General features: G+C 69.8%; 20 protein-coding genes and 1 tRNA gene. 5 read left to right on the top strand and 16 right to left on the bottom strand.

The genetic code is table 11. The features are described from left to right. Positions 1–18: 18 nt before the first annotated feature. The 12 genes from ACT54X_RS08170 to ACT54X_RS08115 all read right to left on the bottom strand — a co-directional run bounded on the left by ACT54X_RS08170 (position 19) and on the right by ACT54X_RS08115 (position 14,983). Positions 19–1,164 carry an ABC transporter substrate-binding protein gene (locus ACT54X_RS08170; RefSeq protein ID WP_476345912.1) on the bottom strand — a complete coding sequence of 382 codons (1,146 nt, stop codon included), beginning with the start codon at positions 1,162–1,164 and terminating at the stop codon, positions 19–21. A 129-nt stretch (positions 1,165–1,293) separates the two neighbouring features. Next, on the bottom strand, positions 1,294–2,460 hold the full coding sequence (locus ACT54X_RS08165; RefSeq protein ID WP_294371823.1) for an ABC transporter substrate-binding protein: 1,167 nt from the start codon (positions 2,458–2,460) through the stop codon (positions 1,294–1,296). Between the two features lie 217 nt (positions 2,461–2,677). Continuing rightward, the gene (locus ACT54X_RS08160) at positions 2,678–3,415 is read right to left on the bottom strand and encodes an SDR family NAD(P)-dependent oxidoreductase (protein WP_354319659.1); all 738 of its coding nucleotides are present in this window, start codon (positions 3,413–3,415) and stop codon (positions 2,678–2,680) included. Further along, entirely contained in the window at positions 3,412–4,233 is an 822-nt protein-coding gene (locus ACT54X_RS08155) for a cyclase family protein (protein WP_476345909.1), read from the bottom strand. The genes ACT54X_RS08160 and ACT54X_RS08155 overlap by 4 nt, the downstream gene beginning before the upstream one ends. Positions 4,234–4,255: 22 nt before the next feature. Then, the gene (locus ACT54X_RS08150; RefSeq protein ID WP_476345908.1) at positions 4,256–5,509 is read right to left on the bottom strand and encodes an SDR family NAD(P)-dependent oxidoreductase; all 1,254 of its coding nucleotides are present in this window, start codon (positions 5,507–5,509) and stop codon (positions 4,256–4,258) included. Between the two features lie 31 nt (positions 5,510–5,540). Next, positions 5,541–6,716, bottom strand: a complete 1,176-nt coding sequence (locus ACT54X_RS08145; RefSeq protein WP_354319656.1) for a thiolase family protein — start codon at positions 6,714–6,716, stop codon at positions 5,541–5,543. After that, on the bottom strand, positions 6,716–8,344 hold the full coding sequence (locus ACT54X_RS08140) for an AMP-binding protein (protein ID WP_476345906.1): 1,629 nt from the start codon (positions 8,342–8,344) through the stop codon (positions 6,716–6,718). Before ACT54X_RS08140 ends, ACT54X_RS08145 begins: the two co-directional genes overlap by 1 nt. Before the next feature lie 13 nt (positions 8,345–8,357). Further along, positions 8,358–8,855, bottom strand: a complete 498-nt coding sequence (locus ACT54X_RS08135) for an aromatic-ring-hydroxylating dioxygenase subunit beta (protein ID WP_294371464.1) — start codon at positions 8,853–8,855, stop codon at positions 8,358–8,360. A gap of 2 nt (positions 8,856–8,857) precedes the next feature. Further along, a complete protein-coding gene (locus ACT54X_RS08130) occupies positions 8,858–10,177 on the bottom strand; it encodes an aromatic ring-hydroxylating dioxygenase subunit alpha (RefSeq protein ID WP_476345903.1) in 1,320 nt (439 codons plus the stop codon). A gap of 32 nt (positions 10,178–10,209) precedes the next feature. Then, positions 10,210–11,214: a PDR/VanB family oxidoreductase gene (locus ACT54X_RS08125; protein ID WP_294371469.1), complete on the bottom strand. Its 1,005-nt coding sequence runs from the start codon at positions 11,212–11,214 to the stop codon at positions 10,210–10,212. Between the two features lie 12 nt (positions 11,215–11,226). Further along, positions 11,227–12,792 (bottom strand): indolepyruvate oxidoreductase subunit beta family protein, encoded by a 1,566-nt coding sequence (locus ACT54X_RS08120; protein WP_476345901.1) that lies wholly within the window; start codon positions 12,790–12,792, stop codon positions 11,227–11,229. A 19-nt stretch (positions 12,793–12,811) separates the two neighbouring features. Next, complete coding sequence (locus ACT54X_RS08115; protein ID WP_294371473.1) at positions 12,812–14,983, bottom strand: thiamine pyrophosphate-dependent enzyme; 2,172 nt, start codon at positions 14,981–14,983, stop codon at positions 12,812–12,814. A 142-nt stretch (positions 14,984–15,125) separates the two neighbouring features. Here ACT54X_RS08115 and ACT54X_RS08110 point away from each other — a divergent pair, with 142 nt between their 5' ends. Further along, positions 15,126–15,602: a MarR family winged helix-turn-helix transcriptional regulator gene (locus ACT54X_RS08110; RefSeq protein WP_476345899.1), complete on the top strand. Its 477-nt coding sequence runs from the start codon at positions 15,126–15,128 to the stop codon at positions 15,600–15,602. A gap of 69 nt (positions 15,603–15,671) precedes the next feature. Here the strand turns inward: ACT54X_RS08110 and ACT54X_RS08105 are convergent, their stop codons facing one another. From ACT54X_RS08105 to ACT54X_RS08090, 4 genes are read right to left on the bottom strand one after another with little or no spacing between them, the layout of a single operon-like run. After that, complete coding sequence (locus ACT54X_RS08105; RefSeq protein ID WP_476345897.1) at positions 15,672–16,538, bottom strand: quinone oxidoreductase family protein; 867 nt, start codon at positions 16,536–16,538, stop codon at positions 15,672–15,674. Further along, positions 16,535–17,341, bottom strand: a complete 807-nt coding sequence (locus tag ACT54X_RS08100) for an alpha/beta fold hydrolase (protein ID WP_294371478.1) — start codon at positions 17,339–17,341, stop codon at positions 16,535–16,537. Before ACT54X_RS08100 ends, ACT54X_RS08105 begins: the two co-directional genes overlap by 4 nt. After that, positions 17,338–18,381, bottom strand: coding sequence for a 3-hydroxybutyryl-CoA dehydrogenase (locus ACT54X_RS08095; protein WP_294371480.1), 1,044 nt, complete (start codon positions 18,379–18,381; stop codon positions 17,338–17,340). The genes ACT54X_RS08100 and ACT54X_RS08095 overlap by 4 nt, the downstream gene beginning before the upstream one ends. Beyond that, the gene (locus ACT54X_RS08090; RefSeq protein WP_294371481.1) at positions 18,371–19,444 is read right to left on the bottom strand and encodes an NAD/NADP-dependent octopine/nopaline dehydrogenase family protein; all 1,074 of its coding nucleotides are present in this window, start codon (positions 19,442–19,444) and stop codon (positions 18,371–18,373) included. Before ACT54X_RS08090 ends, ACT54X_RS08095 begins: the two co-directional genes overlap by 11 nt. 286 nt (positions 19,445–19,730) lie before the next feature. Here ACT54X_RS08090 and ACT54X_RS08085 point away from each other — a divergent pair. The 4 genes from ACT54X_RS08085 (at position 19,731) to ACT54X_RS08070 (ending at position 25,971) form a co-directional block, all read left to right on the top strand. After that, positions 19,731–19,806: transfer RNA gene (locus ACT54X_RS08085), tRNA-Lys, on the top strand. A gap of 891 nt (positions 19,807–20,697) precedes the next feature. Continuing rightward, positions 20,698–23,649 carry an autotransporter outer membrane beta-barrel domain-containing protein gene (locus ACT54X_RS08080; protein ID WP_476345894.1) on the top strand — a complete coding sequence of 984 codons (2,952 nt, stop codon included), beginning with the start codon at positions 20,698–20,700 and terminating at the stop codon, positions 23,647–23,649. A gap of 147 nt (positions 23,650–23,796) precedes the next feature. Further along, the gene (locus tag ACT54X_RS08075; RefSeq protein ID WP_294371648.1) at positions 23,797–24,792 is read left to right on the top strand and encodes a YcjF family protein; all 996 of its coding nucleotides are present in this window, start codon (positions 23,797–23,799) and stop codon (positions 24,790–24,792) included. A gap of 195 nt (positions 24,793–24,987) precedes the next feature. Then, complete coding sequence (locus ACT54X_RS08070) at positions 24,988–25,971, top strand: sensor domain-containing diguanylate cyclase (protein ID WP_294371649.1); 984 nt, start codon at positions 24,988–24,990, stop codon at positions 25,969–25,971. Positions 25,972–25,989 lie beyond the last annotated feature (18 nt).

Genomic DNA, 25,989 nt, shown 5'->3' with positions numbered 1-25,989 from the left:
GGCGTCGTCAGCCGAGGCTCAGGGCACCAGCTTCCATTGGCCCTTTTCCATGCGCACGATCACGACCGCGCGCTTGTCTGAGCCATAGCGGCTGTCGGGCGTGAAGTTGTAGATGCCATGCGTGCCCACCAGCTCACGGGTGGCGACGATGGCGTCCTTGAGCGACTGGCGGTAGGCCGGCGTGCCGGGCTCGCCCTTCGCGCGCGCCGCGGCATTGGCCAGCAGCAGGTAGGCGTCGTAGGTGTACGACGAGAAGGCATCGACCGGCGGCGCGCCATTGGCCTTCTGGTAGGCGGCACGGAAGTCCATCGACACCTTGCGGATCGGGTTGTCGGCCGGCAGCTGCTCGGCCACCAGCACCGGGCCGCTGGGCACTTCCAGGCCCTCGATGGACTTGCCGCCAACGCGCACGAAGTCGGCATTGATCAGGCCGTGCGTGCCGTAGATGCGCCCCTTGTAGTTGCGCTCGGCCAGCGCCAGGTAGGGCAGCGCGCCGGGCGTGCCCGAGTTGCCGGCGAACACCGCGTCGGGCCGCTGCGCGACGATCTTGAGCACCTGGCCCGCCACCGAGCTGTCGGTGCGCGCATAGCGCTCGTTGGCCACCACCTTGATGCCGGCCTCGCCCGCGCTCTTGACCAGCGAGTCGTAGGCCAGGTCGCCCAGTGCGTCGGAGAAGCCGATGAAGGCCACCGTCTTGACGCCCGCCGCCTTCATCTTCTCGACCACCGCGGCGACCATCAACTCGAAGGGCTGCGACACCGACACCGTCCAGCCGTTCTCGGCGCCCGGCAGCGACACCGGCGTCGGCGAGATCAGTGGCACGTTCAGCTCGCGCGCCACGGCGGCGATGGCCATGGCACCCGGCACGCCGGAGGTGCCGATGAGCACGTCCACCTTGTCCTCGGTGGCCAGCTTGCGGGCATTGCGGCCGGCCGTGGTCGGGTCGGAGGCATCGTCCAGCACGATCAGCTCGACCTTGCGGCCGCCGATGGTGGGCATCTGCGCATGGGCGGCGCGGATGCCCTTCTCGTACGGGATGCCCAGCGCCGACACCGGGCCGGAGAGCGAGCTGATGACGCCCACCTTGAGGTCGGCCGCGAAGGCGCCGACGGCGAAGGCCGAGGCGGCCAGCAGGGCGAGGGGACGAAGCACACGAGAGGCCATCGGGAGGGACTCCGAAAAATGGAAAGAAAAGGAAGGAGCAAAGAAGCGGCCGGGCGGAGCGGCTGCCGCCGGCATCCGCTCAACGAAGTGCGAAAGCGGTCGCCCAAATGCCGGGCAGCTGAAAGCGGCTCAGGGCACCAGCTTCCACTGGCCCTTTTCGAGCCGCACGACCACGCGCGAGCGCTCGTCCGAACCGTAGCGGTCGTTGGGCGTGAAGTTGTAGACGCTGTGGGTGCCGGCCAGCTCCTTCGTGCTGGTGATGGCATCGCGCAAGGCCACGCGGAACTGCGGCGTGCCCGGCTCGGCCTTGGCCGAGGCGCGCTTGGCGGCGTCCAGGAAGATCAGCCAGGCGTCGAAGCTGTAGGCCGAGAAGGCATCGGTGGGCGCCGCGCCATTGGCCTTCTGGTAGGCGGCGCGGAAGTCCATCGATACCTTGCGGATCGGGTTGTCGGCCGGCAGCTGTTCGGCCACGATCACCGGGCCGGTAGGCGCCAGCAGGCCTTCGACGGACGCTCCGCCCACACGCACGAAGTCGGGGTTGATCAGCGCATGCATGCCGTAGATCTGGCCCTTGTAGCCGCGCTCGGCCAGCGCCAGGTAGGGCAGCGCGCCGGGCGTGCCCGAGGTGCCGGTGAGCACCGCATCCGGCCGCAGCGCGACGATCTTGAGCACCTGGCCCGTCACCGACGAATCGGCGCGTGCATAGCGTTCATTGGAGACCACCTTGATGCCGGCCGGCTCGGCGCTCTTCTGCAGCGCGTCGTACACCAGGTCGCCCCAGGCGTCGGAGAAGCCGATGTAGCCCACCGTCTTGACGCCGGACTTCTTCATGCGGTCCACCACCGCGCTGACCATCAGCGGCGCCGGCTGCGGCAGCGTGACCATCCAGGCGCCCTCCTCGCCCGGCAGGTTGGCATTGGCGATGGAAATGAGCGGCGTCTTGGTCTCGCGCGCCACGGCGGCGATGGCCAGCGCGCCGGGCGAGCCGGCCGTGCCGATGATGACGTCGACCTTGTCCTCGTCGATCAGCTTGCGGGCATTGCGGGCCGCGGTGCTCGGGTCCGATGCGTCGTCGAGCTGGATGACCTGCACCTTCTTGCCGTCGATCTCGCCCTTGAAGGCCTGCGCCGCGGCCATGCCCTTCTGGTAGGGAATGCCCAGCGACGAGACGGGCCCCGACAGCGAGGTGATGAAGCCGACCTTGTAGTCGGCGGCCATGGCGGCGGGCGCCGCGGCGCCCAGCAGCGTGGCGCAGGCCAGGGCAGCCAGGCTGCGCAGGGGACGTAGTGACTTCATCATCTTCATCGCGAACTCCATCTGATTCGGTGGCAACACGGTGGAACAACGCCGATGTCGACGGGCCGCCTCTTCCACGCTCCTGCGGCTGCCGCACTGGCACATGACTTATCAATTATTTAGTCTTAAACAATCCTAGCGAGCACATCCAGGCGTTGCAAGGGGACTGTCCTCATGGTGGAAAGCCGCGGCGCAGCATGGTGCGCCGATGCACGCCCTAGAGCGTCAGGCTCCCCACGCTGGTGCCTCCGCACACGTAGAGCACCTGTCCGGTCACGAAACTGTTGGCCGGCTCCACGAAGAAACGCACGGCCCGTGCCACATCGGCGGCCTCGCCCAGGCGCTTGACGGGCACGCTGGCCGCGAGCGCCTTTTCCTTCTCGCTGCCCGCATCGACCACGTCGTAGAACATGTCGGTGCGAATGGGCCCGGGCGCGACCACGTTGACGGTGATGCCCTCGCCGCCCAGCTCCAGCGCCCAGGTGCGGGCCATGCCCAGCATGCCGGCCTTGGTGGCCGAATAGCTGGTGCGCGTGGCCAGACCGAGGGCCGCGCGCGAAGAGAGCAGCACCACCCGGCCGAAGCCGGCGGCGCGCATGGCCGGCAGCGCGGCCTGCACCAGTTGCACGGCGCAGCCCAGGTGCAGGTCCACCAGCGCGTCGAGGTCCGTCAGCTGCACCTGCGGCAGCAAGGCGGCGCGGATCACGCCAGCGTTGTGCACCACGGTCGTCACCTGCCAGCGCGACGCGACCTCGGCCACTGCCTGGGCCGTGGCGGCGCGGTCGCTCAGGTCCACCTCGATGCTGTGCAGCCGCGCATGGGCGATGTCGGCGGGCCGTCGCGCGAGGCTGACCACCTCCCAGCCGCCATCCAGCAGGTCCTGGCAGATCGCTTTGCCGATGCCCGCGCTGCCGCCGGTGACGACGGCGACGCCGCGGTCCTGCACGGCGCTCATGCCGCCCCCACCAGCGCCAGCACGCGCAGCGGGCTGCCGCTGCCCTTCTCGATCTTCAGCGGCGGGCAGATGAGCACCGCGCCGGCCGGCGGCAGCAGGTCCAGGTTGCAGAGGCATTGCAGGCCGTAGCGGCCTGCGCCGTGCATGTAGTAGTGGCAGGGGTACGGCGGGCGCAGGTGGTAGCCCTGACCGGCATCGGTGCCGATGGCCTCGGAGCCGAAGCCCAGCACGTCGCGCTCTTCCACCAGGAAGCGCACCGCCGCCGTGCTTGGGCCGGGCGTGTGCTGGCCCGTCTCGTCGAAGTTCTGGTACTCGGCCGGGTCGGTGCGCTTGGACCAGTCGGTCCGCATCAGCACCCAGGCGCCCTTCGGGATGCGGCCATGCGCGGCCTCCCATTTGGCGATGTCCTCCAGCGTGAGCAGGTAGTCCGGGTCGTCCTTGACCTGCGGCGAGCAGTCGATCACGCAGGCCGGCGCCACGAAGTTCTGCACGGGGATGGTGTCCACCGCGTTGTTGGGCAGGTCGCGGCCCGAGATCCAGTGGATGGGCGCGTCGAAGTGCGTGCCCGTGTGCTCGCCGCAGGAGAAGTTGTTCCAGTACCAGCCCGGGCCGCGCTCGTCGTAGCGCGACACCTCCTCGATGCGGAAGGGCCAGCACTGGCCCATTTCGGGCGGCAGCGCGATCTGCGGGAACTCGGGGGTCAGCGTCTGCGTAAGGTCGACCACGCGGATGCGGCCGGTGGCCAGGGCGCTCACCAGGCCGGCCAGGGCGTCGAGGCCGGTGGGTGCCGGAGCGGGAGGCAGGGTTGCATTGCTCATGGGTGTCTCCTTGCCAGTGACCTCATCCACCATTCGTCGCCAGCTCGCGTTCGAGCACCTTGGGGTTGTCACGCCAGCGCTGCAGCCATTCCTGCGCCACGTCGCCGGGGTAGACGTCCTCCACGCCGTCGCGCAGCGCCTTCACGATGGCATTGGCCAGCGCGTCGGGGCCCAGCTTGGGGGGCGGCATGTGCTGGTTCCATTCGTCGTCGATGGGGCCCGGAAAGACATTGATGACGCGGATGCCGGCCGGCCGCATCTCGGCCCGCAGGCACTGCGCCAGCGAGTAGGCCGCGGCCTTGCTGGCGCTGAAGGTGCCGTGCGGCGGGAAGTTGGACAGCGCGTAGATCGACAGCAGATTGACCCAGGCGGTGGCCCCGATCGCGCCATCGGCCGAGCGGCCCTTGAGCGCCGGGCCGAACTCCTGTGCCAGCCGCAGCAGGCCGAAGTAGTTGATGTCCATCTCCAGCTTGGCCACGTTGGTGCCGCGCCGCGCGCCGATGCCGAAGGTGCGGTGCACCTCCGCATTGTTGATGACGATGTCCACCTTGCCGCCGATCGAGCCGGCCAGCTCGGTGATGGCGCGGCCATTGGTCAGATCCAGCGGCACCAGCGTCACCTGCGGCAGCGCGCTGATGTCCTCCAGGCCACCCAGCTGCTTCCAGGGTTCGGCATGGCCGACCCAGACGATGTCGGCGCCGGCCTTGACCAGGGCGCGCACCAGGGCCTGGCCGGCGGGCGTCTTGCCGTCCGTCACCAGCACCTTGCGGAACTTGGGGTCGCTGGTCATCTCGCGCAGCATCGGGTCGTCGGCCATGTGTGTGCTTCCTTCAAAAGGGAATCCGATCAGTACCGCCTGTCCGGCGCGGTCGAGCCGGGCACCCACGCGCACGCGCTGCGGTGCCTCGCCCACCTCGCCATGCAGGTGGACCATGAGGGAGGGGCCGCTGTCCAGCTTGACCATGCCCAGGCGCCAGGGCAGGCGCTCGCGGAAGAACAGGTCGTTGCTGTGGTGCAGCGTGGTGGCGCTGAGCAGTTCGCCCTCGCCGGTCTGGAGTCGCCAGCGCAGTTCGGTCGAGAGGCACTGCTTGCAGGCGCCGCGCGGCGGGTATTGCACGGTGCCGCATTCCTCGCACACCTGCAGCTCGAATCGGCCTTCGGCGGCCGCGGCGGTGATGCCCAGCGCCTCGCGCCCGCGCGCCCAGGGCGGCAGGTTCATCTGGCGGGTGCGCAGGACGGGGTTCTTGCGCTTGGGGCGCATCAGGGGCATGGTCATGGCGCCTCCCTTCTCATGGCGGATGGGCGGTTCATTCCTGTCTCCCAAGGATCACGGCGCCCGTGCACAGGCAGCGGTCGTAGGTGACCATGCCGAAGCCCGCCACCAGGCCCAGTTGCGCGTCGGGCACGGTGCGCGGCCCGGCCTGGCCGGTGAGCTGGCGCAGCGTCTCTGTCATGCCCAGGAAGCCGCCCGCGGCGCCCGCCTGGCCGGCCGAAAGCTGGCCACCGCTGGTGTTGTTGGGAAAGCTGCCGTCGTGCGTGAGCGTGTGCGACTGCACGAAGGCCGGGCCTTCTCCCTTGTCGCAGAAGCCCAGGTCCTCGAAGTGCATCATCACGATGACCGGGTAGTCGTCGTAGGTCTGGATGAAGTCGATGTCCTTCGGCTGCACGCCGGCCTGCGCATACAGGTCGTCGCGGTCGCGCGCCCAGCCGCCGCGCACCATGATCGGGTCATCGGCGAAGGCGTTGTGGCGCTCGATGCTGCCGCGCACCGTGGCGTACGGCAGACCCAGGTCGCGGGCCCGCTCGGCCGTCATTACCAGGAAGGCCTCGGCGCCGGCACAGGGCATGACGCAGTCGAACAGGTGCAGCGGGTCGGAGATGGGCCGCGCCGCCATGTACTCGTCGAGCGTCAGCGCCTTCTTGAACATGGCGTTGGGGTTGCCCAGCGCGTTCTGCCGCTGCGCCACGCAGATGCGGCCGAAGTCCTCCCGCCGCGCGCCGAACTGCCGCATGTAATGCGCGGTGATCATCGCGAAGATAGAGTTCGGTCCACCCGAGCCATAGGGGTAGGTCGCGTCGCGCGCGAAGTTGCTGAAGGCGCCCAACGTCTGGCGGAACGAGTCGACATGGTTGGTGTCGGCCGCCACGCAGGCCACCACGTCCGCATCGCCGCACTGCACCGCGCGCGCAGCGCGGCGCAGGCACATCACGCCCGAGGCGCCGCCGGTGGGCACATGGTCCAGCCAGCGCGGCGACAGGCCCAGGTGCTGCGTGACGCCGACGGCGGTGTCGGGGGCCAGCGAGAAGCTCGACAGGCACAGGCCGTCGATGTCGTCCTTGGCGATGCCGCTGGCTTCCAGCAGCGCGCGCACGGCCCTGCCCAGGAAGAAATGTGCGCCCTCGGTGGAATAGCGCTGGTAGGGCACCGTCACCGGCACGGCCACGGCCACGCCGTCGTAGTTGCTGCGCTGTCTGCGGCCCATCAGTCCTGCCTCTTCTTCATGGCGCGGGTGTCGAAGCAGGCCGCAGTGCCGGGCAGCGCCTGTGCCATTTGCCGCAGCTCGCCGCGCTGGATCTTCTGCGAGGCCGTGAGCGGCAGCGCATCGACGAAGGCCACATGGCCCGGCGCCTTGTAGTAGGCCAGCTGGGCCAGGGCATGGCGCGCGATGTCCGCGGCCAACGCCTCGCCCGGCTCAACCGCGGCGTCGGGGTCGATGACGATGCAGGCCAGCACCTCGTCGCCGCGCACCGCATCGGGCGTGGCGGCCACCGCCGACACCTTCACGGCCGGGTGCTGGTTGAGCACGCTCTCGACCTCCACCGCCGAGATGTTCTCGCCGCTGCGGCGGATGACGTTCTTCTTGCGGTCGACGAAATAGAGGCTGCCTGACTCGTCGCGCCGGACCATGTCGCCGGTGTGGAACCAGCCGCCCTGCCAGGCTTCGTCGGTGGCCGTCTGGTCCTTCAAGTAGCCGCCGAAGAAGTGGCGGCGGGGATCGCTGCCGTTGGAACGCACCAGCAGTTCGCCGGGCGTGCCGGCGGGCACGTCCTGTCCCTCGTCGTCAACCAGGCGCACCTCGACGAAATCCTCAGCCCGGCCGAAGCAGCTGGTGCCCACGTGGCGCGGCTCGTGGTTGGCCATGATGCAGGCGGCCGCGCCAGTCTCGGTCATGGCCCAGGCCTCTACCAGCGGAAAGCCGAAGCGGGCCTCGAAGGGCGCGTGGTTCTTGCGGTCCACGCCGGCCCCGAAGGCCCAGCGGATCGCATGGTCGCGGTCGGCCGGCGTCTCGGCGGCGGCCAGCAGCATGGCCGGCATCACGCCCAGGTAATGGACGATGGTGGCGCCGCTGTCGCGCGCGCTCTGCAGCCAGCTGCGGGGATGGAAGCGGTCCAGCTGCACCAGGCAGCCGCCGGCCACCAGCACCACCATGGTCGAGAAGGCCATGGCATTGACATGGTTCAGCGGCAGCGGCGTCATCAGCCGCTCCTGGTCGCGGCGGAAGGCGCACACGCCGTCCAGGCCTGCATACCACTCGCCCGCGCGCAGGAAGTAGGCGTTGCTCAGCATGCAGCCCTTGGGCCGGCCGGTGGTGCCCGAGGTGTAGAGCAGCGCGCATTCGGTGCCCAGGCCCACGACCTCGTTGGCGCGGGGCGCGGGCTCGGAGGGTGCGGGCACGTCCGCGGCGTCGGCCCCCATGGTGTGCAGCATTCGGCCGGCCTGGGCTGCAGCGGCTTCCAGGTCGCGGACACGCTGCGGCAGCGTGACGGCCAGGCCGATCTCGCTGTGGCCGATCAGGTAGGCCAGCTCGGCCGAGCGCATCTCGGCATTGATGGGCACCACGCTCACGCCCAGCGCATTGAGCGCGAACCAGTGATACAGGAAGGCCGGCCGGTTTTCCAGCAGCAGGCCGACCCGGTGCCCGTGGCCCCAGCCGGCATGCGCATAGGCCAGGCGCAGGCGGTCGACCTCGGCGGCGGCTGCGGCCCAGGCGATGGGGCCGGATGCGATGCCATAGACCTCGGCCGTGACCGGCTCGGTGTAGAGGAAGTCCGCCTGCGGCGTGCGCGCGGCGCTGGCCGCGAAGGCGTCGTGGATGGTGCGGTGGTCCATGCCGGGCTTCACTTCAGAGAAAGAGCTGAACCGCCGGCAGCGCGGCATCGCTGTTGATCAGGTCCACGCGCTTGAGCACCATGCGCAGGGCCCCATCATGCACGCACAGGTGGTGCCAGGCCACGCCGGTGAGGAAGAGCATCTCGTCCGCCTGCGCCTCGCTGTAGTGGAAGGGCGTGCGCAGCACGAAGCGGTTGGCGGCCTCGTCGCGCGACTCCAGGCCGGGCAGCTGCAGCACGTGCTGGCAGCGGCTGGGCGGCTGCTGCGAGAAGGCGCGCGGGCTCTTGAAGCGTTCGATGCGCAGGTCGCGCAGCAGCTTGTCCTCATAGAGGTGCGAGGTGTGGTTCAGGCCGTCGGGCTGGCCCGGCGTGAGCGGCACCCAGTAGATGGCGTCGTCGGTGAACAGCGCATTCCATTCGTCGAAGCGCTTCTCGTCGAGCAGACGGGCCTCGTGCATGACGAAGTCGATCAGTTGGTCACGGGTGACGGTGGCGGGCGTGAGTTCGGCCATGGTCATGCTCCCATCGTCATAGTCATGTGCTTGAGCCACGACCGGTACTGGTTGCGCATGGGCAGCTCGTTGGTGCCGTTGCTGGTCTCTTCGGAAGCGCGGCCTTCGTTCTCGTCGTAGTTGCGGTGCAGGCTGACCCAGTCGTTGCCGCTGGCATGCAGGCCGGCCTGGATGCCGCGGTAGGCCTGAAGGTCGTCGTGGCCCACCACCGAGAAGGGCGAGTTGATGAGGCGGCTGTAGGTGGTGGTGCGCTGCAGCAGCTCGTCCGGCGCGCCCTTGAGGCGGAAGGTCCAGCTCTCGACCAGCGTGCGGTCCACCGCGATGGGCCGCGCCACGCGAATGGCCTGGATCGCGCCCTTGATCGTGAGATTGGGGTAATACACGGTGTTGTGCCGCGCCATGCCCAGGATCTGCGCCGTGCGCTCGTCCCCGTAGCGGGCCTTCATCGCCTCTTCATAACCCGGGATGCCCGAGTACTTGCTGTGGATGCTGAAGTGCACGCCCGAGAAGCTGTGGCCGTTGTCGTAGACCCGCACGCCCATGCCGTCGAAGAACTGGTAGTCGGACATGAAGGGCACGAACTGCTCGATGGCCATGGGCTTGGGCGCATCGGCCGGCTGGCCCGCCCACATGGCCTTGGCCGTGCCGGCCGAGGACTCGTGCGCCACCATCGGGTGCATGGTGTCGTTGAGGTTCTCGACGAACATCTTCCAGTTGCACTGGTGCATGAAGCGCAGGCAGCCGCCCGCCACCTCCAGCTCGCCCTCCGGCGAGCGGTCGGCCATGTTGTCGATGGAGGAGAGCGAATCGCCGAAGTACTCCTCGAAGTCCTGCCCCACGTCATTGAGCTTGACGAAGATGAAGCCGCGGTAGAGCCGCACATGCCGCACCGGCACCAGCCCCTTGGACGCATCGCAGTCCTTCAGCGCCGTGCCCTCGTAGCCGTTCTTGAGCGGAATGGCCAGCGGCGCGCCGTCGGTCTTGAAGGTCCAGGCGTGGTAGGGGCAGCGGAAGAACTTGCCCGTGTTGCCGCAGGCGCCGTTGACCACGCGCGAGCCCTTGTGGGCGCAGCGGTTCATGAGCACCTTGACCGCGCCGTCGGTGTGGCGCACCACGATCAGCGGCCGACCGGCGATGTCCACGGTGATGTAGTCGCCGGGCTTGGGCACCTGGCTGTCGTGGCCGGCGTAGTTCCAGGTGTTGGCGAAGAAGTGTTCCTGCTCCAGCTCGAAGAGCTCGGGGCTGATGTAGAGGTCGCGGTGCACCTGCTGCGGCTGCACCAGCGCACGGATCGCATCGGGGTTGTCTCGGTAGCGTGTCATGGCAGGCCTTTCTCTTGTGGGTCGTGCAGTGCCTACAGGTCGATCACCAGGCGCGGGCCCCTGGCGCGGGAGATGCAGATTTGCATCACCTGGCCGCCGTCCTTCTCGGCCTGCGACAGCACATAGTCGCGGTGGTCGATCTCGCCCTCGATCACCGGCACGGCGCACACGCCGCATTCGCCCCGCTTGCAGTCGTACAACGGGTCGCAGCCGTGTTCGATCAGGCAGTCCAGCAGGGTCTGGTCAGCGGGCACGGTGAAGCGCTGGCCCGATTGCGCCAGCTCGACCTCAAAGGGCTGGTCGCCCGCTTCCACCACCGGCGCGCTGAACAGCTCGAAGTGCACGCGGCCCGGCGCCCAGCCGCGGGCTTGCGTGGCGGCCAGCACGGCGTCGAGCAGCGGCTTGGGGCCGCAGACGTAGAGCGGCTCGTCGGCGGCCATGCCGTCCAGCAGCGTGCCGATGTCGAAGGTCGCGCCGCCCGCCTCGTCGTCGGCATGCAGGCGCAGGCCCTCGCCCAGCAGCGTCTGAAGCTCGTCGGCGAAAGCCAGCAGCGTGCGGCTGCGGCCGGCGTAGTGCAGTGCGACGGGCCGGCCCTCGGCACGACAGCGTGCGGCCATGCTGGCCAGTGGCGTGATGCCGATGCCACCGGCCAGCAGCACGGCGCGGGCCGGGCTGTCATCCAGGGGAAAGTCGTTGCGCGGCGGCTGCACGTTGATCGCGTCGCCGGGCTGCAGCGCCTGGTGCATGAAGCGCGAGCCGCCACGGCCGCCCTCCTCCCGCCGCACGGCGATGGTGTAGGCCGCGGGCGCGAAGCCCGGCGTGCCGGCCACGCCTTCCAGGTCGATCAGCGAATAGTGGCGCCAGTCGGCCTGGCCGTCGGGCAAGCGCACCTGCACCTGGATGTGGGCGCCGGGCGTCCAGCCGGGCAAGGCGGCGCCCTCGGCATGTTCGAGGCGCAGCAGGCGGATCAGCGGGTTGAGCAGGCGGGCCTCAGTCACGCGCAGCGGCAGGGTCGCGATGGCGGGCGATGCGGTCATGCGCGCTCCGCGTCAGGCCGGCAGGGCCATGGCAGCGACCGGCGGCGTGGCCTGGCCGGTCGCCGTGCTCGTGGTCGCCGCATGCTTCGCCAACGCAGCGTTGAGCGCATGGCCATGCTCGTCGGCCAGCGCGGCCTCGCGCCATGCGCGCAGCGTGGCGGGCGCGAGCGTAGGACCGGCTTCGCGCCAGGCAGCGATCACGGTGTCGTAGTTGCGCACGCCACGCTCGTGGGTGTCGCTGTAGCCCTTCACCAGCTTCTGGCAGCGGGCCAGTTCCACCGCGAGTTCCGGCGAGGCGGCGGCCGCGTCGCGCAGGCCCTGTAGCCATTGCGCGATGCGGCCGTTCTCCTCCGCATAGCGGATGGTGCTGCGGCGCCAGCGGCGGGCGAAGGCCACAGCCGACAGCAGCAGGAAGCCGTGCACCGAGCTGGTCTGCACCACGCGGCCCTTCTTCGTCATGCCTTCCACCAACCGGCGCGGTGCGCCCGAGCCCATGAGCCAGCGGCCCAGGCCGCCAGGCAGCGTCTCGCAGATCTCGCGCAGGCCCGGGTGCATGTACTCGTTGATGGCGATGACCTGGTCTGCGTTGACGCCGGTTTCCTGCTTCACGCGGGCGAAGCGGCTGGAGCGGGTCTTGAGCTGGGCGACGCGGGCCGTGTCCTCGTAGCTCATCCACAGGGCCAGGTGGCGCGCCGTCTCGCAGGCCAGCGTGCGGGCTGCGTCGTCGGGCAGTTGGCAGACCTCGGCCATGCGGTCGAGATAGAGCGCGGCATAGGCCACATCCTGGTAGTCGACCAGGCGGCGCAGGCCTTCGAGCATCAGCGGCTGGGCCTGGACCGGAAACTCGCCATAGAGGCGCGTCAACAGCGCCTGGATGGCCGGATCGGAGGAGTCCGCGCGCGGCGTGGCCGGCGCTGCCGCCTCAGTCTGGGCAGGCATTTCGCCGGCCTGCGCCCGGGCGAAAGCCGCGCCGAAGGCCTTGAGACTGGGCTTCACGCCAACACCGCCCCGCTCGATGGTGGCCTCGAACTGTTCGCGGGCGAAGGGCAGCACGCCGGTGCCCGCCAGCGCGCCGAAGAGCACCGCGCTGATCACGCTGCCGTTCTGCGCCGCGGCTTCGGCCATGTCGAAGCGCACGAAGCGCTGCGCGGCCTGCTCGGCATGGGCCAGCAGCTGCGTGCTGTCGACCCGGCCGTCGCCCATGGCACTTTTCTCGGCGATGGAATAGACGCGGTGCGTGGAGGCGACCAGCGTGGTGCGGTCGGGCGTGACCAGCCCGCGCTGCACGGCGCGGCCGGCTTCCATCAGCTCGGAGCACAGCACCACATCGACGTCGCCCGGCAGCGGCATCAGCGCCAGCACGGGCTGGCCGCCGTCGGCATGGGCCTGCGCCTCGGGGTACATCTCCACGTAGTAGATGGTGGCGCCGGTGCGCTGCGCCACGCCCGGCACCGAGGTGGTCTGCGCGATCCAGCCGTTGGCCTCGCCCAGGTCCACCAGCCAGTCGGCCAGCACGCCGCCGCCCTCGCCGCCCATGGCGAGGATGGCGATCTTGATGGGTTGCTGCTGTTGCGTCATGTCGAACTCCTGCTTCGCATCAGAACGCCAGGCGCGCCCGGCGCTCGGCGTCGCGGCGCTGCATCCAGCCGATGACGGCACCGCGCACGCGCTCGCGCAGCCGGTCCCAGCCGGTGGGGTTGCTCACCACCTGCGCCTTGTAGAAGGAGGGGCACAGCACCGCCGCATGCGACACCTCGCCGCACACGCCGCAGCCCACGCAGCTGTCCATCACGGCGGCCACGGGCTCCTGGCGCAGCGGATCGGGGTTGGGCTTGATCGACAGCGACGGGCAGCCCGACAGGCGGATGCAGGAATGGTCGCCGGTGCAGGTGTCCGGGTCGACGCCGAACTTCTCGCGCACCATGCGCTTGCCGTCGGCGATGGCCTTGCGCACCAGCGGCTTTTCGCGCCGCTGGCGGTTGAGCATGCACTCGGACTGGGCAATGATGACCTTCGGGCCCTTGTCCTTCGTGGTCAGCGCTTCCTTGAGCGTGTCGCGCATGCCGGCCACGTCGTAGGTGCGGCGCAGCGTCCTGACCCATTTGACGCCCACCCCGCGCACCGCCTGCTCGATCTCGTGGCCGGTGCTGCGCGTGGCGTTGACGGCCTTGGACGACAGGATGTCCTGCCCGCCAGTGGCCGAGGTGTAGTTGTTGTCGACCACCACCGTGAGGTTGTCGCTCTGGTTGAACACCGCATTGGCGATGCCGCTGGTCAGGCCGTTGTGCCAGAAGCCGCCGTCGCCCATCACCGCGATGGCGCGCTTGTCGGCCTGGGTGTTGAGCGCCGCCGCGCCGGCCGCCCCCAGGCCGTAGCCCATGGTGGTGTTGCCGATGTTGAACGGCGGCAGGATGGAGAACAGGTGGCAGCCGATATCGGCCGACACATGGTGCTGGCCCAGCTCGCGCTGCACCAGCTTCATGGCGCTGAAGATGGGCCGCTCGGGACAGCCGGTGCAGAAGCCCGGCGGTCGCGCATGCACGCTGCGCTCCAGCGGCATGAGCTGCGCCTCGCTGATGAGCGGGATGATCTTGCGCGGCCTGGCGGGCACCACCTCGGCGGACGCGGCCTTGGGCGCGAGGCGGCCGTAGCGCTCGCAGAAGGCGCGCGTGCCGGCCATCACGGCCTGGGCCGTGTACTCGCCCGCCACGGGCAGCAGGTCCTTGCCATGCAGCGCGGTGCTGCTGCCGGCCTGGCGCAGGATGGTGGCGATGTTCTGCTCGACGAAGTTGGGCTGGCCTTCTTCGACCACCAGCACGGCGCGCTTGCCTTCGCAGAAGCGCCGCACCTCGCTGTCGATGACCGGGTAGGCCACGTTCATCACGTACAGCGGCACCCTGGAGCGGCCATACACGTCGGCCAGGCCCAGGCGCTCCAGCGCCCGTACCTGCGTGTTGTAGCAACCGCCCTGCACGATGATGCCGATGTCGTCGGCGCCCTCGGCGAAGAACTCGTTGAGGCCGCGCTCCTCGATGAATCGCACGGCCGCGGGCCAGCGCTTCTTGATCTTCTCCTGCTCGTGCAGGAAGCTCGCAGGAGGCAGCACGATGCGGTCGACGTCGCGCTGCGGGTTCTCCAGCGCCTCCTTCAGCGTGAAGCTGGCGCGGCGGTTGTCGGAGGCGGTGAACTGGCCGTGCACATGGCACGCGCGGATGCGCAGCTGCAGCATCACCGGCGTGTTACTCGCTTCCGAGAGCTCGAAGCCGGTCTTGACGGCTTGCACGATGCTCGGCAGGTTGGGCCGCGGATCGAGCATCCACATCTGCGACTTCATGGCGAAGGCATGGCTGCGCTCCTGCATGATGGAGGACCCTTCGCCGTAGTCCTCGCCCACGATGATGAGCGCGCCGCCGGTGACGCCGCCCGAGGCCAGGTTGGCCAGCGCGTCGGACGCCACATTGGTGCCCACCGTGGCCTTGAAGGTCACGGCGCCGCGCAGCGGATAGTTGACCGAAGCGGCCAGCGTTGCTGCGGCCGTCGCCTCGCTGGCGCTGTTCTCGAAGCGGATGCCGTGGTCGGCGAGGATGTCCTGCGCATCGGCCAGCACGTCCATCAGGTGCGAGATGGGTGCGCCCTGATAGCCGGCGACGTACGAGACACCCGACTCCAGCAGCGCCTTGGTGACGGCCAGAATGCCCTCACCGCGAAAGGTCTCGCCTTCGGCAAGACGCAGCTTCTTCACTTCTTCGACGAATGAACGCTCGGCCATGTGACTGCTCTCCTGGGAAACGCGTACGGCGCTTCCAATCGTGGGGTGGCAAGATCCAACTCTATTTAGACCTGAATCTATTCACAATCATGCATTACCCTAGCCAAGCAATCGGTATGCCAGCGAGAGGATCATTCCGGCCATGACATTGCACGCCCCCGAATCGCGCCTGTTCGTCGACGACTACCTGCCCGCCCTGCTGGCGCAGGCGAGCCAGCTGATCTCCGGCGAGTTCCACAAGGTCGCGCGGCAACACGGGTTTTCGGTGTCCGAATGGCGGGTGATGGCCTCGCTGGCGGATGGCGAGGCCATCAGCATCGGCGACCTGGCGCAGGTGACGGTGACCAAGCAGCCCACGGTGACGCGCCTGCTCGACCGCATGGAGGCCAAGGGCCAGGTGGAGCGCCTGCCCCATGAGAGTGACCGCCGCATCACGCTGGTGCGCATCACGCCCCAGGGCGCGGAGGCCGTGGCCCATCTCATGAAGCTCGCGCGCGAGCATGAACACCGCGTGTTGGAGCCCTTCGGGCTGGAGCGGGCGGAGGAGCTGAAGAAGACGCTACGGCAGATGATCGCGCTGCATGCCGACCAGGCCGAGGACGGCGAAGACGCGGAATGACTGACGCTGAGTGCCGGGGGCGCCGCGCCGGCTCGGCATGCGCGCCGTGGGCCGCGCACGCCGGCGTCTTCAGTCGAAGGCCAGCACCGCCGTGCCCCGATGTCCGCGCTGGGCGATCCATGCCAGCGCTTGCACTGCCCGTTCAAGCGCGAAGCGCTGCGTGGCCAAGGTCAACATGCCGTCTCGCAACAACTCGAGCAGCTGCGGCGCCGCCGCCCGGCCCTGCGCCTCGCGGCGGTACATGTTGAGCGGCAACAGCCGCACATCGCGCTGCATCAGAAGCGGCAGCGACAGGCCCACCTGCTCGCCCGCCGTGTAGCCCACGAGCACGATGCGCCCACCTGGCGTGACAGCCGACAGCGCCTGCTCCAGCACCGGGCCGCCGACGGTATCGACCAGCAGATCCACCGGCTCCTGGGCGCTGGGCGCATCGACGATGTCGGCACCCCATGCGCGCGCCAGTTGCAGCGTGATGCTGCCGACGGCGCCGCTGGCGCCCATGACGCCCACGCGCTCGCCAGCCTGCATGTCCGCCACATGGCGCAGCGCCACCCAGGCCGAGGTGCAGGGCGAGAAGAAGGCGGAACCCAGCGCCATGTCCATGCCTTCCGGCAGCAGGCCGATGGCCTCGTCCGGCGCGTCGATCAGTTCGCACCACGTCCCGTCGCGCCGCGTGCCAAGTCCGCCACCGCGCAGCCACACGCTCGCGCCGGGCGCAAAGTGTTCCGATTGCACGACCACACCCGCGGCCTCCACGCCCGGCGTGTAGGGCAGCGGCGGCGGCGACAGGAAGCCGCCGCCCATTACGGTGCGGTCCACATGGGCCACGGTCGCAGCCGCCGTCCGCACCAGCGTGTGGCCGGCGCGCGGCTGCGGATCGGCCACCTCTTCCAGCACCGGCGGCTGGCCCCAGGCATGGACGCGCCAGGCCTTCATGCCGGCAACCCGGAGAGGAAGCCATGGACCGCCGCCGCGAAGGCCTCGGGCATCTGATCGGGCAGCGGGACCATGCCGCCTTCGATCTCGAGCAGCGTGGCGCGGGGCAGGTGATGCATCCATTCCTGCGCATGCGGCGCAGCGAAGGGATCGGCCGTCGCACGCAGGATGCACACGGCCTGCGTGAGCAGGCCGATGCGGTCCTCCATGCGGTATGCGGCCACGGCGCGGTGCCCGGCCTCGGGGTCGGCCACGGCCAGCGCGTCGCGCACGAAGGCTTCGAGCAGCTCGGGTCGGCCTGGCGGATAGAAGCCCTGGCGCCGCTGCCACAGCGCCATCAGGTGGCTGCCGTCGGTGCTGGGCGCCACCTCGTCGATGGGCGGGCGCGCGGCGCGCGCCTGGCGAAAGGCCGCATCGGTGAATGGCGTGGACGACAGCACGAGCGACGCCACACGCGCAGGCGCCAGCGCTGCCAGCTCGATGGCGACCACACCGCCGGTGTGATGGCCGACCACATGCACACGCGGCAACTGCAGCGCGTCGATCAGCTCGCGCGCGACGCGCGCGAAGTGTTCGATGGAGGCCGGCCCCTCGCCCGCCGCCGAGTCCCCGAACCCGGCCGTATCCATGGCGATCGCATGCCAGTGCCGGCCCAGCAGCGGCAGCACCCCCGCGTACTCGCGCCAGCTGCGCGGCGACTGGTGCAGCAGCAGCACCGCGGGTGCGGCCGGGTCGCCGCAGGCGGCATGGTGCACCTGGCCCACCGACAGGTCGGTGAAGGCGCGGCGGATCACAGGGCTCATGCCAGCGTCTCGTCCTGCGGCCCGCGCCACAGGCCGGCGCTGCGCAACTGGGCCAGCGTGCGGGCGAGCACGTCGGCACGGTAGGCGGCCAGGTCGCGGCCTTCATAGGCATAGAAGCCACTGCCGGTCTTCAGGCCCAGGCGCTGCTGGCGCACCATGTCCTCGACGATGGCAGGCGCGGCATAGCGTGCCGGGTCGATGGTCTGCGACATCTCGCGGCTGGCGTGGTGCAGGATGTCGCAGCCGCCGAAGTCGATGAACTCCACCACGCCCAGTGCTGCGAAGCGCAGGCCCAGGCCGAAGCGGGTGGCCTTGTCGATCTCCTCGGCGGTGGCGGCGCCCTCCTCCACCATGCGGGCCGCCTCGTTCATCACCAGCGCCTGCAGGCGCGGCACGATGTAGCCCGGTGTGGGGCCGCAGACCACGGGCAGCTTGCCGATGGCCTCCAGCAGTGCCTTGGTGCGGGCCAGCACTTCGGCGTCGGTGCCGTCGTGGCAGCTCAGCTCCACCACCGGGATCACATAGGCCGGATTGAGCCAGTGCATGTTGAGGAAGCGCTGCGGCCGACGCACCAGCGCCGCCAGCTGCGTCACCAGGATGCTGCTGGTGGTGGAGGTGAGTATGGCGTCGTCCCGGCAATGGCGGTTGAGCCAGTCAAAGGCCTCGCGTTTGGCCTCCATCGTCTCGGGCACGCCCTCGAAGACCAGCTCGGCGGCAGCAAGGGCGGCGGGCGCTTCGTCCACGCGCACCAGTTGCACGCGGGCGGCGATGGGCGCGACCTGCGCTTCGCGCAACACGCCCTGGCGGGCCAGGCCGCGCAGGGCGCCCTCGATCTCGGCCGTGGCTTCGGCCGTCAGGCGCGCCCAGGCTTCGTCGCTGCGCGGGCGCAGGTCGACGAGGGCGATGCGGTGGCCGGCGTAGGCGAAGGCGATGGCGATGCCGCGGCCCATGCGGCCGGCGCCGACGGCGACGAAACGTGGCAGTGGCGCCGTCGCGGTGGACTCGCGGGCAGACGCGATGGGCGTCGGCTCATTCGCCATCGTGCAGCCGCTGCGTCAGCGCCTTACGGGACAGCGACGCCAGACCCAGCGCCTCGAAGCTGCGCGGCCCCTGCCGCAGGTCGCGCCCCAGGAAGCCGCCGACGATGGCCAGCAGCCCATGCGCGATGGGTGCATCCACACCCGCATGCCGCGCAGCCGAGGCCAGGAAGGCCAGGCCGAGCTCGGTGTCCTCGGTGATGTAGCGGTGGCCGTAAAGGTCGATGTTCTCGCGCCAGTCGCCGGACTTCACCAGCTGCTTATGCGCATCGCCGTACATCCAGCGGTCGTTGTTGTAGTGGTCGGCCAACGGATAGTGCGGCGCGCCCTGGCCGAAGGCCTCGCGCACGGCGATGCGCTCCTGGTCCAGGCGATCGGTCACCTCGCGCACGGCGCGCTGCGTGCCTTCGTTGTGGATGTCCCACCGCTCGAAGTGCTGCAGAGGCGCGGCATTCATCACCATCAGCGGCGGGTGAATGATCGGCCCCGCGTTCATCAGCGCGCCCGAGAGCGCATCGCCGCAGCCGTGCACCGCGGGATAGGCGCCGCGGATCACGTCGATGGCCCGCTCGGCATGGCGCGCCGGATAGACGCCCGTCGGCAGGCGGATCGCGCGGATGGTGACGTTGACCTCGCGCTCGCCATGCTTGCGCGCGAGGTAGGGCAGCGTGCCGGTCTCGGCCCAGGCCACATCCGCGCGGTTGCCGGCCTCGCGCACGATACGCGCCATGACCACGCTGCCGAAGGTGCCCGGCGGCAGAAAGACCACCTGGCCATCGACCAGATGCGGCGCCATGGCGCGGGCGATGTCGGCCTGGGCGGTGGCCGGCACCGGCACCACGATCAGCTCGGCGTCGCGCAGGGCCTCGCCGATGTCGGCCGTGGCCAGGGCGATGGGCACGTCGCGTGCCCCGGCCGCGTCCTTCAGGCGGATGCTCCCCGCCTCGACCACCGGCTGCAGCGCCTGCGCGCCCCGGCGCCACAGCCGCACTTCGTGGCCGGCCTCCGACAGATCGGCGGCCGCGGCGTAGCAGCCGTGCCCTCCACCCAATACCGCAATCCTCATGTCTGCTCCTGGTGTGGCTGGCGGACGAGGGTCTGCCGAGGCCATATAAACATTACTTTTGATTGGTTTAGTTGTCAACTTAATTGCCGCTCTCCCTTCGCTGGTGCCCGCCCGCGTCTGGAGCGCGGCTTCGCGCGTGTTTGGGGCTGCCTTGCCGGCCGCGACCGAGCCGGATCACGGGGCGACCGCACCCCGGCAAAAATTTTTGCGAGGGGTGTTGACCATGCCGAAAAAGCCTGCCTATAATCGCGTTCTTCGCTGAGTTGATCGACAGATCGATGCAAGCGGGCTCTTAGCTCAGTTGGTAGAGCAGCGGACTCTTAATCCGTAGGTCGAGTGTTCGAGTCACTCAGGGCCCACCAGACAAACGAATCAAGCACCTGGATCGAAAGATCCAGGTGCTTTTTTCTTTTCGACTACAGCCTCGCCCGCCCTCTGGTCAGCCGGGCCCAGTGCGAGCCAGCGGCGGCCCCAGGCTCGTCTGGTCCGCACTGTGCGCTGCGCAGGTGGCGGCCCGAAGCGCGCCTCCCAGACTCCCTCCTCTCTCAAACCCCTGCGCCTGGGCCTCGCCATCCTGCTCGGATTTCTGGCTCGAAATCTTGCACCGCTTTGCCAGAAATTCCGATTCAAATTCACCGTTTCAATTAATCACGATCAATTGTGAAATTGACCGTGAACAACAAGCGGGAAAAAATATTTGCCTCCTGCGCGCCGACAACATACGCTATGGCGCTCTCGGATTGAAAGCCGATTTATTCGCTCACCGGGATGCGGGCCGCCAGTTCCATGGCGGATCCCGACGATCCACGAATCAAAAACAATGCGTCTCCGGAGGGGGCATGAGCCGTCGATCTGCAGTGCTTGAAAGCTGCATCCCACCTCGCCATGAAGCGAGCGTTCTTCCCTGGACAAACACACCCGCCGATACCGGGGCAGGCACACCTCGGCAAGTCCTGAAAGCGGTACGCATGGCCGCAGCGCCCTGAGTCGCGGGCCCCGATGCCGCTTGGCAGCAGGGCAATTCCTTTTGAATCCATTTCGCGCGAGCCATTGCCTTTGCGCCGCGGCTCGGTGTGCCTGCCAATTCAATTTCCCAGCCAATTGATCGGACCCAACGCCAATGTCCGATCTTCACCAAGGAGATGACACCCATGGCCCCACATTCAGCAAAGCGCCCGCCGCACCCGGGAAACACGAAATACGCCCTGCGGAAAAAAGTATTCGTGCGGCTGCCAAAACGCCTCGCTCTTCCGTTGCTGCTGGCGTCCATCTGGGGGCTGCCAGCCCATGCCGCCGACATCAGCTGGTCAGGCGCCAGCGGCAGCAACTGGTCCACGGCCGGCAACTGGATCGGCGGCGCGGCCCCCGGCAGCACCGACACGGCCGTGCTCAACGGCACGGGCAGCATCCGGATCGCCGACCAATCGGTCACCCTCAATGCCTTCTCGCTGGCCACCAGCCTCGCGGACACGACGCGCCTCACGATCAGCGGCGGTGGCCGCCTGACCGTCGCCCTCGGGGTGATCGGCGCCACGGGCGGCAGCGGCAGCGTCGTGGTCAGCGGCCCCGGCTCGATGCTGACCAACACCTCGGAAATCACCATCGGCCGCAACGGCACCGGCTCGCTCACCGTCATCGACGGCGCGCACCTGGTGTCGCGCCGGCTGGCCCTCGGCACGCCGACCTGGGAGGTGGCCGGCGGCACGCCCGCAGGCGGCTCGGGCTCGCTCACCGTGAGCGGTGCCGGCACGCTGTGGGAGAACACCGCCGGCGTCGACGTCGCGCGCAACGAAAGCCCGGGGTCCACCGGCACCCTGACCATCTCGGACGGTGCCACGGCACGCATCCGCAGCACGGGCGTCTACACCGGCGCGGGGGCCACGCTCAACTTCACGGGCGCCGGCACCCGCGTCGAGATCGGCGACCCCACCGACCCCAACGATCTGCAGGCCACGTCCTCGGGCTGGCTGAGCGCCGATGGCGGCAACATCCAGGTCTCGGGCGGCGCCAGCCTCTACACGAGCGGCACCTACGTCGGTGCGAGCGGCGCCTGGGCCACCACCATGACCGTGACGGGCCAGGGCACCAGCTTCATCGGCGAGCAGCGCATCTATGTCGGCGGGCAGAACGGCTCGCGCGACGTCGATCCGGTCAACGGCAATGGCCTGCTGACCATCGCGGACGGCGCCACCGCGTGGGGCGGCACGGTGGGCGTGGGCATGGACCCCCATTCCAAGGGCGTGGCCGTGGTGACCGGCAACGGCTCGCAGCTCTGGGCCAAGGCCAACACGGCGCTGACCACGCCGACGCGCGGCAACTTCTACGTCGGCTACGCGGGCGACGCACTGGTCGTGGTCTCGGACGGCGGCACCATCAAGGCCGACAACGAGGTGCGCATCGCCTACGACAGCGGCTCCGGCAAGCTGGTGATCGGCGCGCAGGAAGGCCAGGCCGCGGCCGCACCCGGCAACGTGATCGCGGCCAACGGCATCGTCTTCGGCGACGGCGCGGGCGAGCTGGTCTTCAACCACACGGGCACGGGCCTGCTGTTCGGCAGCACGCTGAGCGGCAACGGCACGCTCAAGGCGCTGGCAGGCACCACGATCCTGAGCGGCGACAGCTCGGCCTTCACGGGCAGCACCGCTGTCAAGGGTGGCGAGCTGCGGGTCAACGGCTCGCTGGCCGGCTCCGCGGTGACGGTGGGCAGCGGCGCGCGCCTGTCGGGCAACGGCACGGTGGGCAGCCTGAGCCTGCAGTCGGGTGCCACCGTGGCGCCCGGCAACAGCCCGGGCACGCTCACGGTCGCCGGCAACTACACCCAGGCCGCCGGCTCCACCTACGAGGCCGAGTTCGTGCCCGGCACTGCCACCTCCGACCGCATCGCCGTCAAGGGCACGGCCCAGATCGCCGATGGTGCCGTGCTGCGGGTCTCGCGCTACGGCAGCACGGCGCCCTTCAGCCTCACCGACCGCTACACCGTGCTGACCGCCGACGGCGGCGTCACCGGCCGCTACGTGCTGACCGGCGACACCAGCATCTCCACCTTCTACGCCCTCACGACCGGCACCGACGCGGGCAGCGTCTACGTCGCCGCCCAGCAGGTGCGTGCCTTCACCAGCGCGGCGCTCACGGCCAACCAGATGACCACGGCCGGCGCGCTGCAGAGCCTGGCCGCCGGCGGCGCCCTGCGCACCGCCATCGGCTACCTGCCGGACGACGCCCAGGCCCGCGTCGCCTTGGACCAGCTCTCGGGCGAGATCCACGCCTCCCTCCGCGGCGCCATGGTGGAGGACAGCCGCTTCGTGCGCACGGCCGCCATCGACCGGCTGCGCGCCGCCTCCGGCGCTGCGACCGCGCCGGCGGGCGCCAGTGCCGACGCCAACGGCCTGGCCGTGTGGTCCCACGTCTACGGCACCTGGGGCAAGACGAGCGGCAACGGCAATGCCGCCTCGCTCTCGCACGACACGGGTGGCTTCGTCGGCGGTGCGGACCTGCCCGTCTTCGACACGGCCCGGGCCGGCGTGCTGCTGGGCTATGGCCATGCCTCTTACGACAGCGACGGGCGCAACGCGTCGGGCTCGTCCAACGGCTACACCCTGGGCGCCTACGGCGGCACGCAGGTCGGCGACGTCGGCGTGCGGCTGGGCACGGCCTACACCTGGAGCGACGTGAGCACCCGCCGCGACGTCGTCTTCAGCGGCCTGGCCAATGGCCTGTCGGCCAAGTACGACGCCCGCACCTTCCAGGCCTTCGCCGAGGCGGGCTACCGCATCGACGCCGGCGCGGTGGCGCTCGAGCCCTTCGGCGGCCTGGCGCATGTGGCGGTGCGCACCGACGGCTTCACCGAGCGCGGCGGCGTGGCGGCCCTGAGCTCCGGCAGCAGCAACACCGACGTCAACTTCTCCACCCTGGGACTGCGCGGCTCGGGCGAGTTCAACCTGGGCGGGCGCACCCTGACCGCCAGCGCCTCGCTCGCCTGGCGCCATGCCTTCGGCGACACCACGCCGCAGGCCAGCTTCCGCTTCCTCGGCTCGGACGCCTTCGGCGTGAGCGGCGTGCCCATCGCGAAGAACGCCGCCCTCGTCGAGGCCGGCGTGTCCACGCAGATCGCGCGCAATGCCTCGCTGCGCCTGTCCTACACCGGGCAGTTCGGCAGCCACGCCCGCAGCCAGGGCCTGCGCGGCAACCTGGACTTCCGGTTCTGAGCGACATGCCGGCGCGCGGTTTGGGCGGCCCGGTCGCCTTCGCCGGGCGCCGGGCCGCTTGCCCGCAAGGCCCGCCCTTGGCCTGGCGGAAACTTTTCCGCCTGACCATTACCTGACTGGCGTTCTTCACCCAGAAAGGATGCCTTCATGGACACCTCCGCCCTGCGCGCCACCCTGTCGCTCAGCCTGATGGCGGCCTTTGCCGATGGCGACAAGCACGAGCGCGAGCGCGAAGAGATCCGCCGCATCGCCCAGGGCCTGGGCGCCGAGGGCGCCGTGCACCTGCCCACGCTCTACCAGGACGTGCTGCTGCAGCGTGTGACGCTGGCCGACGTGGCACAGGGACTGCCCGAGCGCGGCGCCCGGCAACTGGCCTACGAGATGGCCGTGTGCGTATGCGATGCCGACGGCGCCCTGTCCCCCCGCGAGCAGGCCTTCCTGGCCGAGGCCCGCCGCGTCCTGGCGCTGGACGGCACGGCAGAAGCCTTCGAGTCCGAAGCCCGCACGCTGGCCGAGGCGCCCCTGGCCGGCCCGACCGCCCTGGTGCCGGCCGCCGCCGCGGGCGCCGCGGCCCTCGCGCCCACACCGCTCGATGAACCCGCCGCACGACCGGCCGCCGCGGTGGACTCCGCCGAACTGGACGACCGCATCCTCAAGGCCGCCATCACCTGTGGCGCGCTGGAACTGCTGCCCGAGACCCTGTCCACGCTGGCCATCATTCCGCTGCAGATGAGGCTGGTCTACACCATCGGGCAGGCCCACGGCTACGAACTCGACCGCGGCCACATCAAGGACTTCCTGGCCACCGCCGGGGTCGGCCTGACCTCGCAGTACCTGGAGCAGGCCGGCCGCAAGCTGATCGGCGGGCTGCTGGGCAAGATGGGCGGCGGGCTGCTGGGCGGGGTCGGCAAACAGGCCGTGAGCTCGGGCATGAGCTTCGCCACCACCTATGCGCTGGGTCACCTGGCGCGGCGCTACTACGCCGGCGGCCGCAGCTTCTCGCCCCAGATGCTCAAGGACAGCTACGCCAGCATCCTCGAACAGGGCAAGGGCCTGCAGGGCCGCTACCTGCCGCAGATGCAGCAGCAGGCCAGCCAGATGGACCTGGGCAAGGTGATGGCCCTGGCCAAGGGCTGGCGCTGAGGCGCCGGCGCCAGCCTCGGAAGTAGCGCTTTCGGCTGATCTTGCCCCGTGCGGGACACGGCACGCAGAATGGACCGCTTCGTGGCCCGTCCCCGGCCGGCCGCCGCCCTTCTCCCTGGAGACATCCCAACGCGCGAAGCCCGCCGGCGTCTGCCCGCCCGCCATGGCCGCCGCGCCGCGCCTTCGACCCGCGCCATGATTGCTGCCCCCATTCCCCCCGATGACGCCGCCCGCGTGCGCGCCCTCCACGCCCTGGGCGTGCTGGACACGCCGCCCGAGGAACGCTTCGACCGCGTCACCCGCCTGGCGCGCCGCATGTTCCAGGTGCCCATTGCCCTCGTTTCGCTGGTCGATACCGAACGCCAGTGGTTCAAGTCCTGCCAGGGTCTCGACACGCCGCAGACGCCGCGCGACATCTCCTTCTGCAGCCATGCCATCCTGCAGGATGAGGTCACGGAGGTCCCCGACGCCACCTGCGACGAGCGATTCCACGACAACCCGCTGGTCATCGAGGCGCCCCATGTGCGCTTCTACGCCGGGGCGCCGCTGGTGGACAGGCAGGGCCAGCGCCTGGGCACCTTGTGCATCCTCGACCACAAGCCGCGCCGCCTCAGCGAGGAGGATCGCGCCCTGCTGCGCGACCTGGCCGACATGGTGCGCGAGGAACTGATCGCCGCCCACGCGGCCACCACCGACCATCTGACCCAGCTCAGCAACCGGCGCGGCCTGGAGCTGCTGGGCGGCCATGTGCTGAAAGTGTGCGAACGGCTGGCCATGCCCGCGCGGCTGCTCTTCCTCGACCTGAACGGCTTCAAACAGATCAACGACCGCTTCGGCCATGCCGAGGGCGATGCCGCGCTGCAGCGTTTTGCCGAGGCGCTGCGGCGGGTCTTCCGCGCGGCCGACGTGGGGGCTCGCCTGGGAGGCGACGAATTCGTCGTGCTCATGAGCAATGCCGACGACGATGCCGCCGAGGCCGCGCTCGGCCGGCTGCGCGCCGTCATCGACGACTGCAACGCGGGTCGGCCGCCGGCCATGGCCCTGCGCTACAGCGCGGGCCTGGCCCGCTGGTCGCCGCGCGACGGTACCGACATCCACGACCTGCTCCAGGATGCGGACCGGGCCATGTACCGGCACAAGCGGCAGCGCCCGGCATCGGGCAGCGAGCGCACGCACTGAATGCGCGCGCCCCGGGTT

The sequence above is a fragment of the Pseudacidovorax sp. DMC4 genome (genome assembly GCF_056314265.1).
This window is presented reverse-complemented; position numbering and strand designations above follow the sequence as displayed.

What these genes read in the sequence shown, in the direction of transcription:
- ACT54X_RS08170 (WP_476345912.1), bottom strand. Translation starts at nt 1,164, where the DNA reads ATGGCCTCTCGTGTGCTTCGTCCCCTCGCCCTGCTGGCCGCCTCGGCC.
- ACT54X_RS08165 (WP_294371823.1), bottom strand. Translation starts at nt 2,460, where the DNA reads ATGAAGTCACTACGTCCCCTGCGCAGCCTGGCTGCCCTGGCCTGCGCC.
- ACT54X_RS08160 (WP_354319659.1), bottom strand. Translation starts at nt 3,415, where the DNA reads ATGAGCGCCGTGCAGGACCGCGGCGTCGCCGTCGTCACCGGCGGCAGC.
- ACT54X_RS08155 (WP_476345909.1), bottom strand. Translation starts at nt 4,233, where the DNA reads ATGAGCAATGCAACCCTGCCTCCCGCTCCGGCACCCACCGGCCTCGAC.
- ACT54X_RS08150 (WP_476345908.1), bottom strand. Translation starts at nt 5,509, where the DNA reads ATGACCATGCCCCTGATGCGCCCCAAGCGCAAGAACCCCGTCCTGCGC.
- ACT54X_RS08145 (WP_354319656.1), bottom strand. Translation starts at nt 6,716, where the DNA reads ATGGGCCGCAGACAGCGCAGCAACTACGACGGCGTGGCCGTGGCCGTG.
- ACT54X_RS08140 (WP_476345906.1), bottom strand. Translation starts at nt 8,344, where the DNA reads ATGGACCACCGCACCATCCACGACGCCTTCGCGGCCAGCGCCGCGCGC.
- ACT54X_RS08135 (WP_294371464.1), bottom strand. Translation starts at nt 8,855, where the DNA reads ATGGCCGAACTCACGCCCGCCACCGTCACCCGTGACCAACTGATCGAC.
- ACT54X_RS08130 (WP_476345903.1), bottom strand. Translation starts at nt 10,177, where the DNA reads ATGACACGCTACCGAGACAACCCCGATGCGATCCGTGCGCTGGTGCAG.
- ACT54X_RS08125 (WP_294371469.1), bottom strand. Translation starts at nt 11,214, where the DNA reads ATGACCGCATCGCCCGCCATCGCGACCCTGCCGCTGCGCGTGACTGAG.
- ACT54X_RS08120 (WP_476345901.1), bottom strand. Translation starts at nt 12,792, where the DNA reads ATGACGCAACAGCAGCAACCCATCAAGATCGCCATCCTCGCCATGGGC.
- ACT54X_RS08115 (WP_294371473.1), bottom strand. Translation starts at nt 14,983, where the DNA reads ATGGCCGAGCGTTCATTCGTCGAAGAAGTGAAGAAGCTGCGTCTTGCC.
- ACT54X_RS08110 (WP_476345899.1), top strand. Translation starts at nt 15,126, where the DNA reads ATGACATTGCACGCCCCCGAATCGCGCCTGTTCGTCGACGACTACCTG.
- ACT54X_RS08105 (WP_476345897.1), bottom strand. Translation starts at nt 16,538, where the DNA reads ATGAAGGCCTGGCGCGTCCATGCCTGGGGCCAGCCGCCGGTGCTGGAA.
- ACT54X_RS08100 (WP_294371478.1), bottom strand. Translation starts at nt 17,341, where the DNA reads ATGAGCCCTGTGATCCGCCGCGCCTTCACCGACCTGTCGGTGGGCCAG.
- ACT54X_RS08095 (WP_294371480.1), bottom strand. Translation starts at nt 18,381, where the DNA reads ATGGCGAATGAGCCGACGCCCATCGCGTCTGCCCGCGAGTCCACCGCG.
- ACT54X_RS08090 (WP_294371481.1), bottom strand. Translation starts at nt 19,444, where the DNA reads ATGAGGATTGCGGTATTGGGTGGAGGGCACGGCTGCTACGCCGCGGCC.
- ACT54X_RS08075 (WP_294371648.1), top strand. Translation starts at nt 23,797, where the DNA reads ATGGACACCTCCGCCCTGCGCGCCACCCTGTCGCTCAGCCTGATGGCG.
- ACT54X_RS08070 (WP_294371649.1), top strand. Translation starts at nt 24,988, where the DNA reads ATGATTGCTGCCCCCATTCCCCCCGATGACGCCGCCCGCGTGCGCGCC.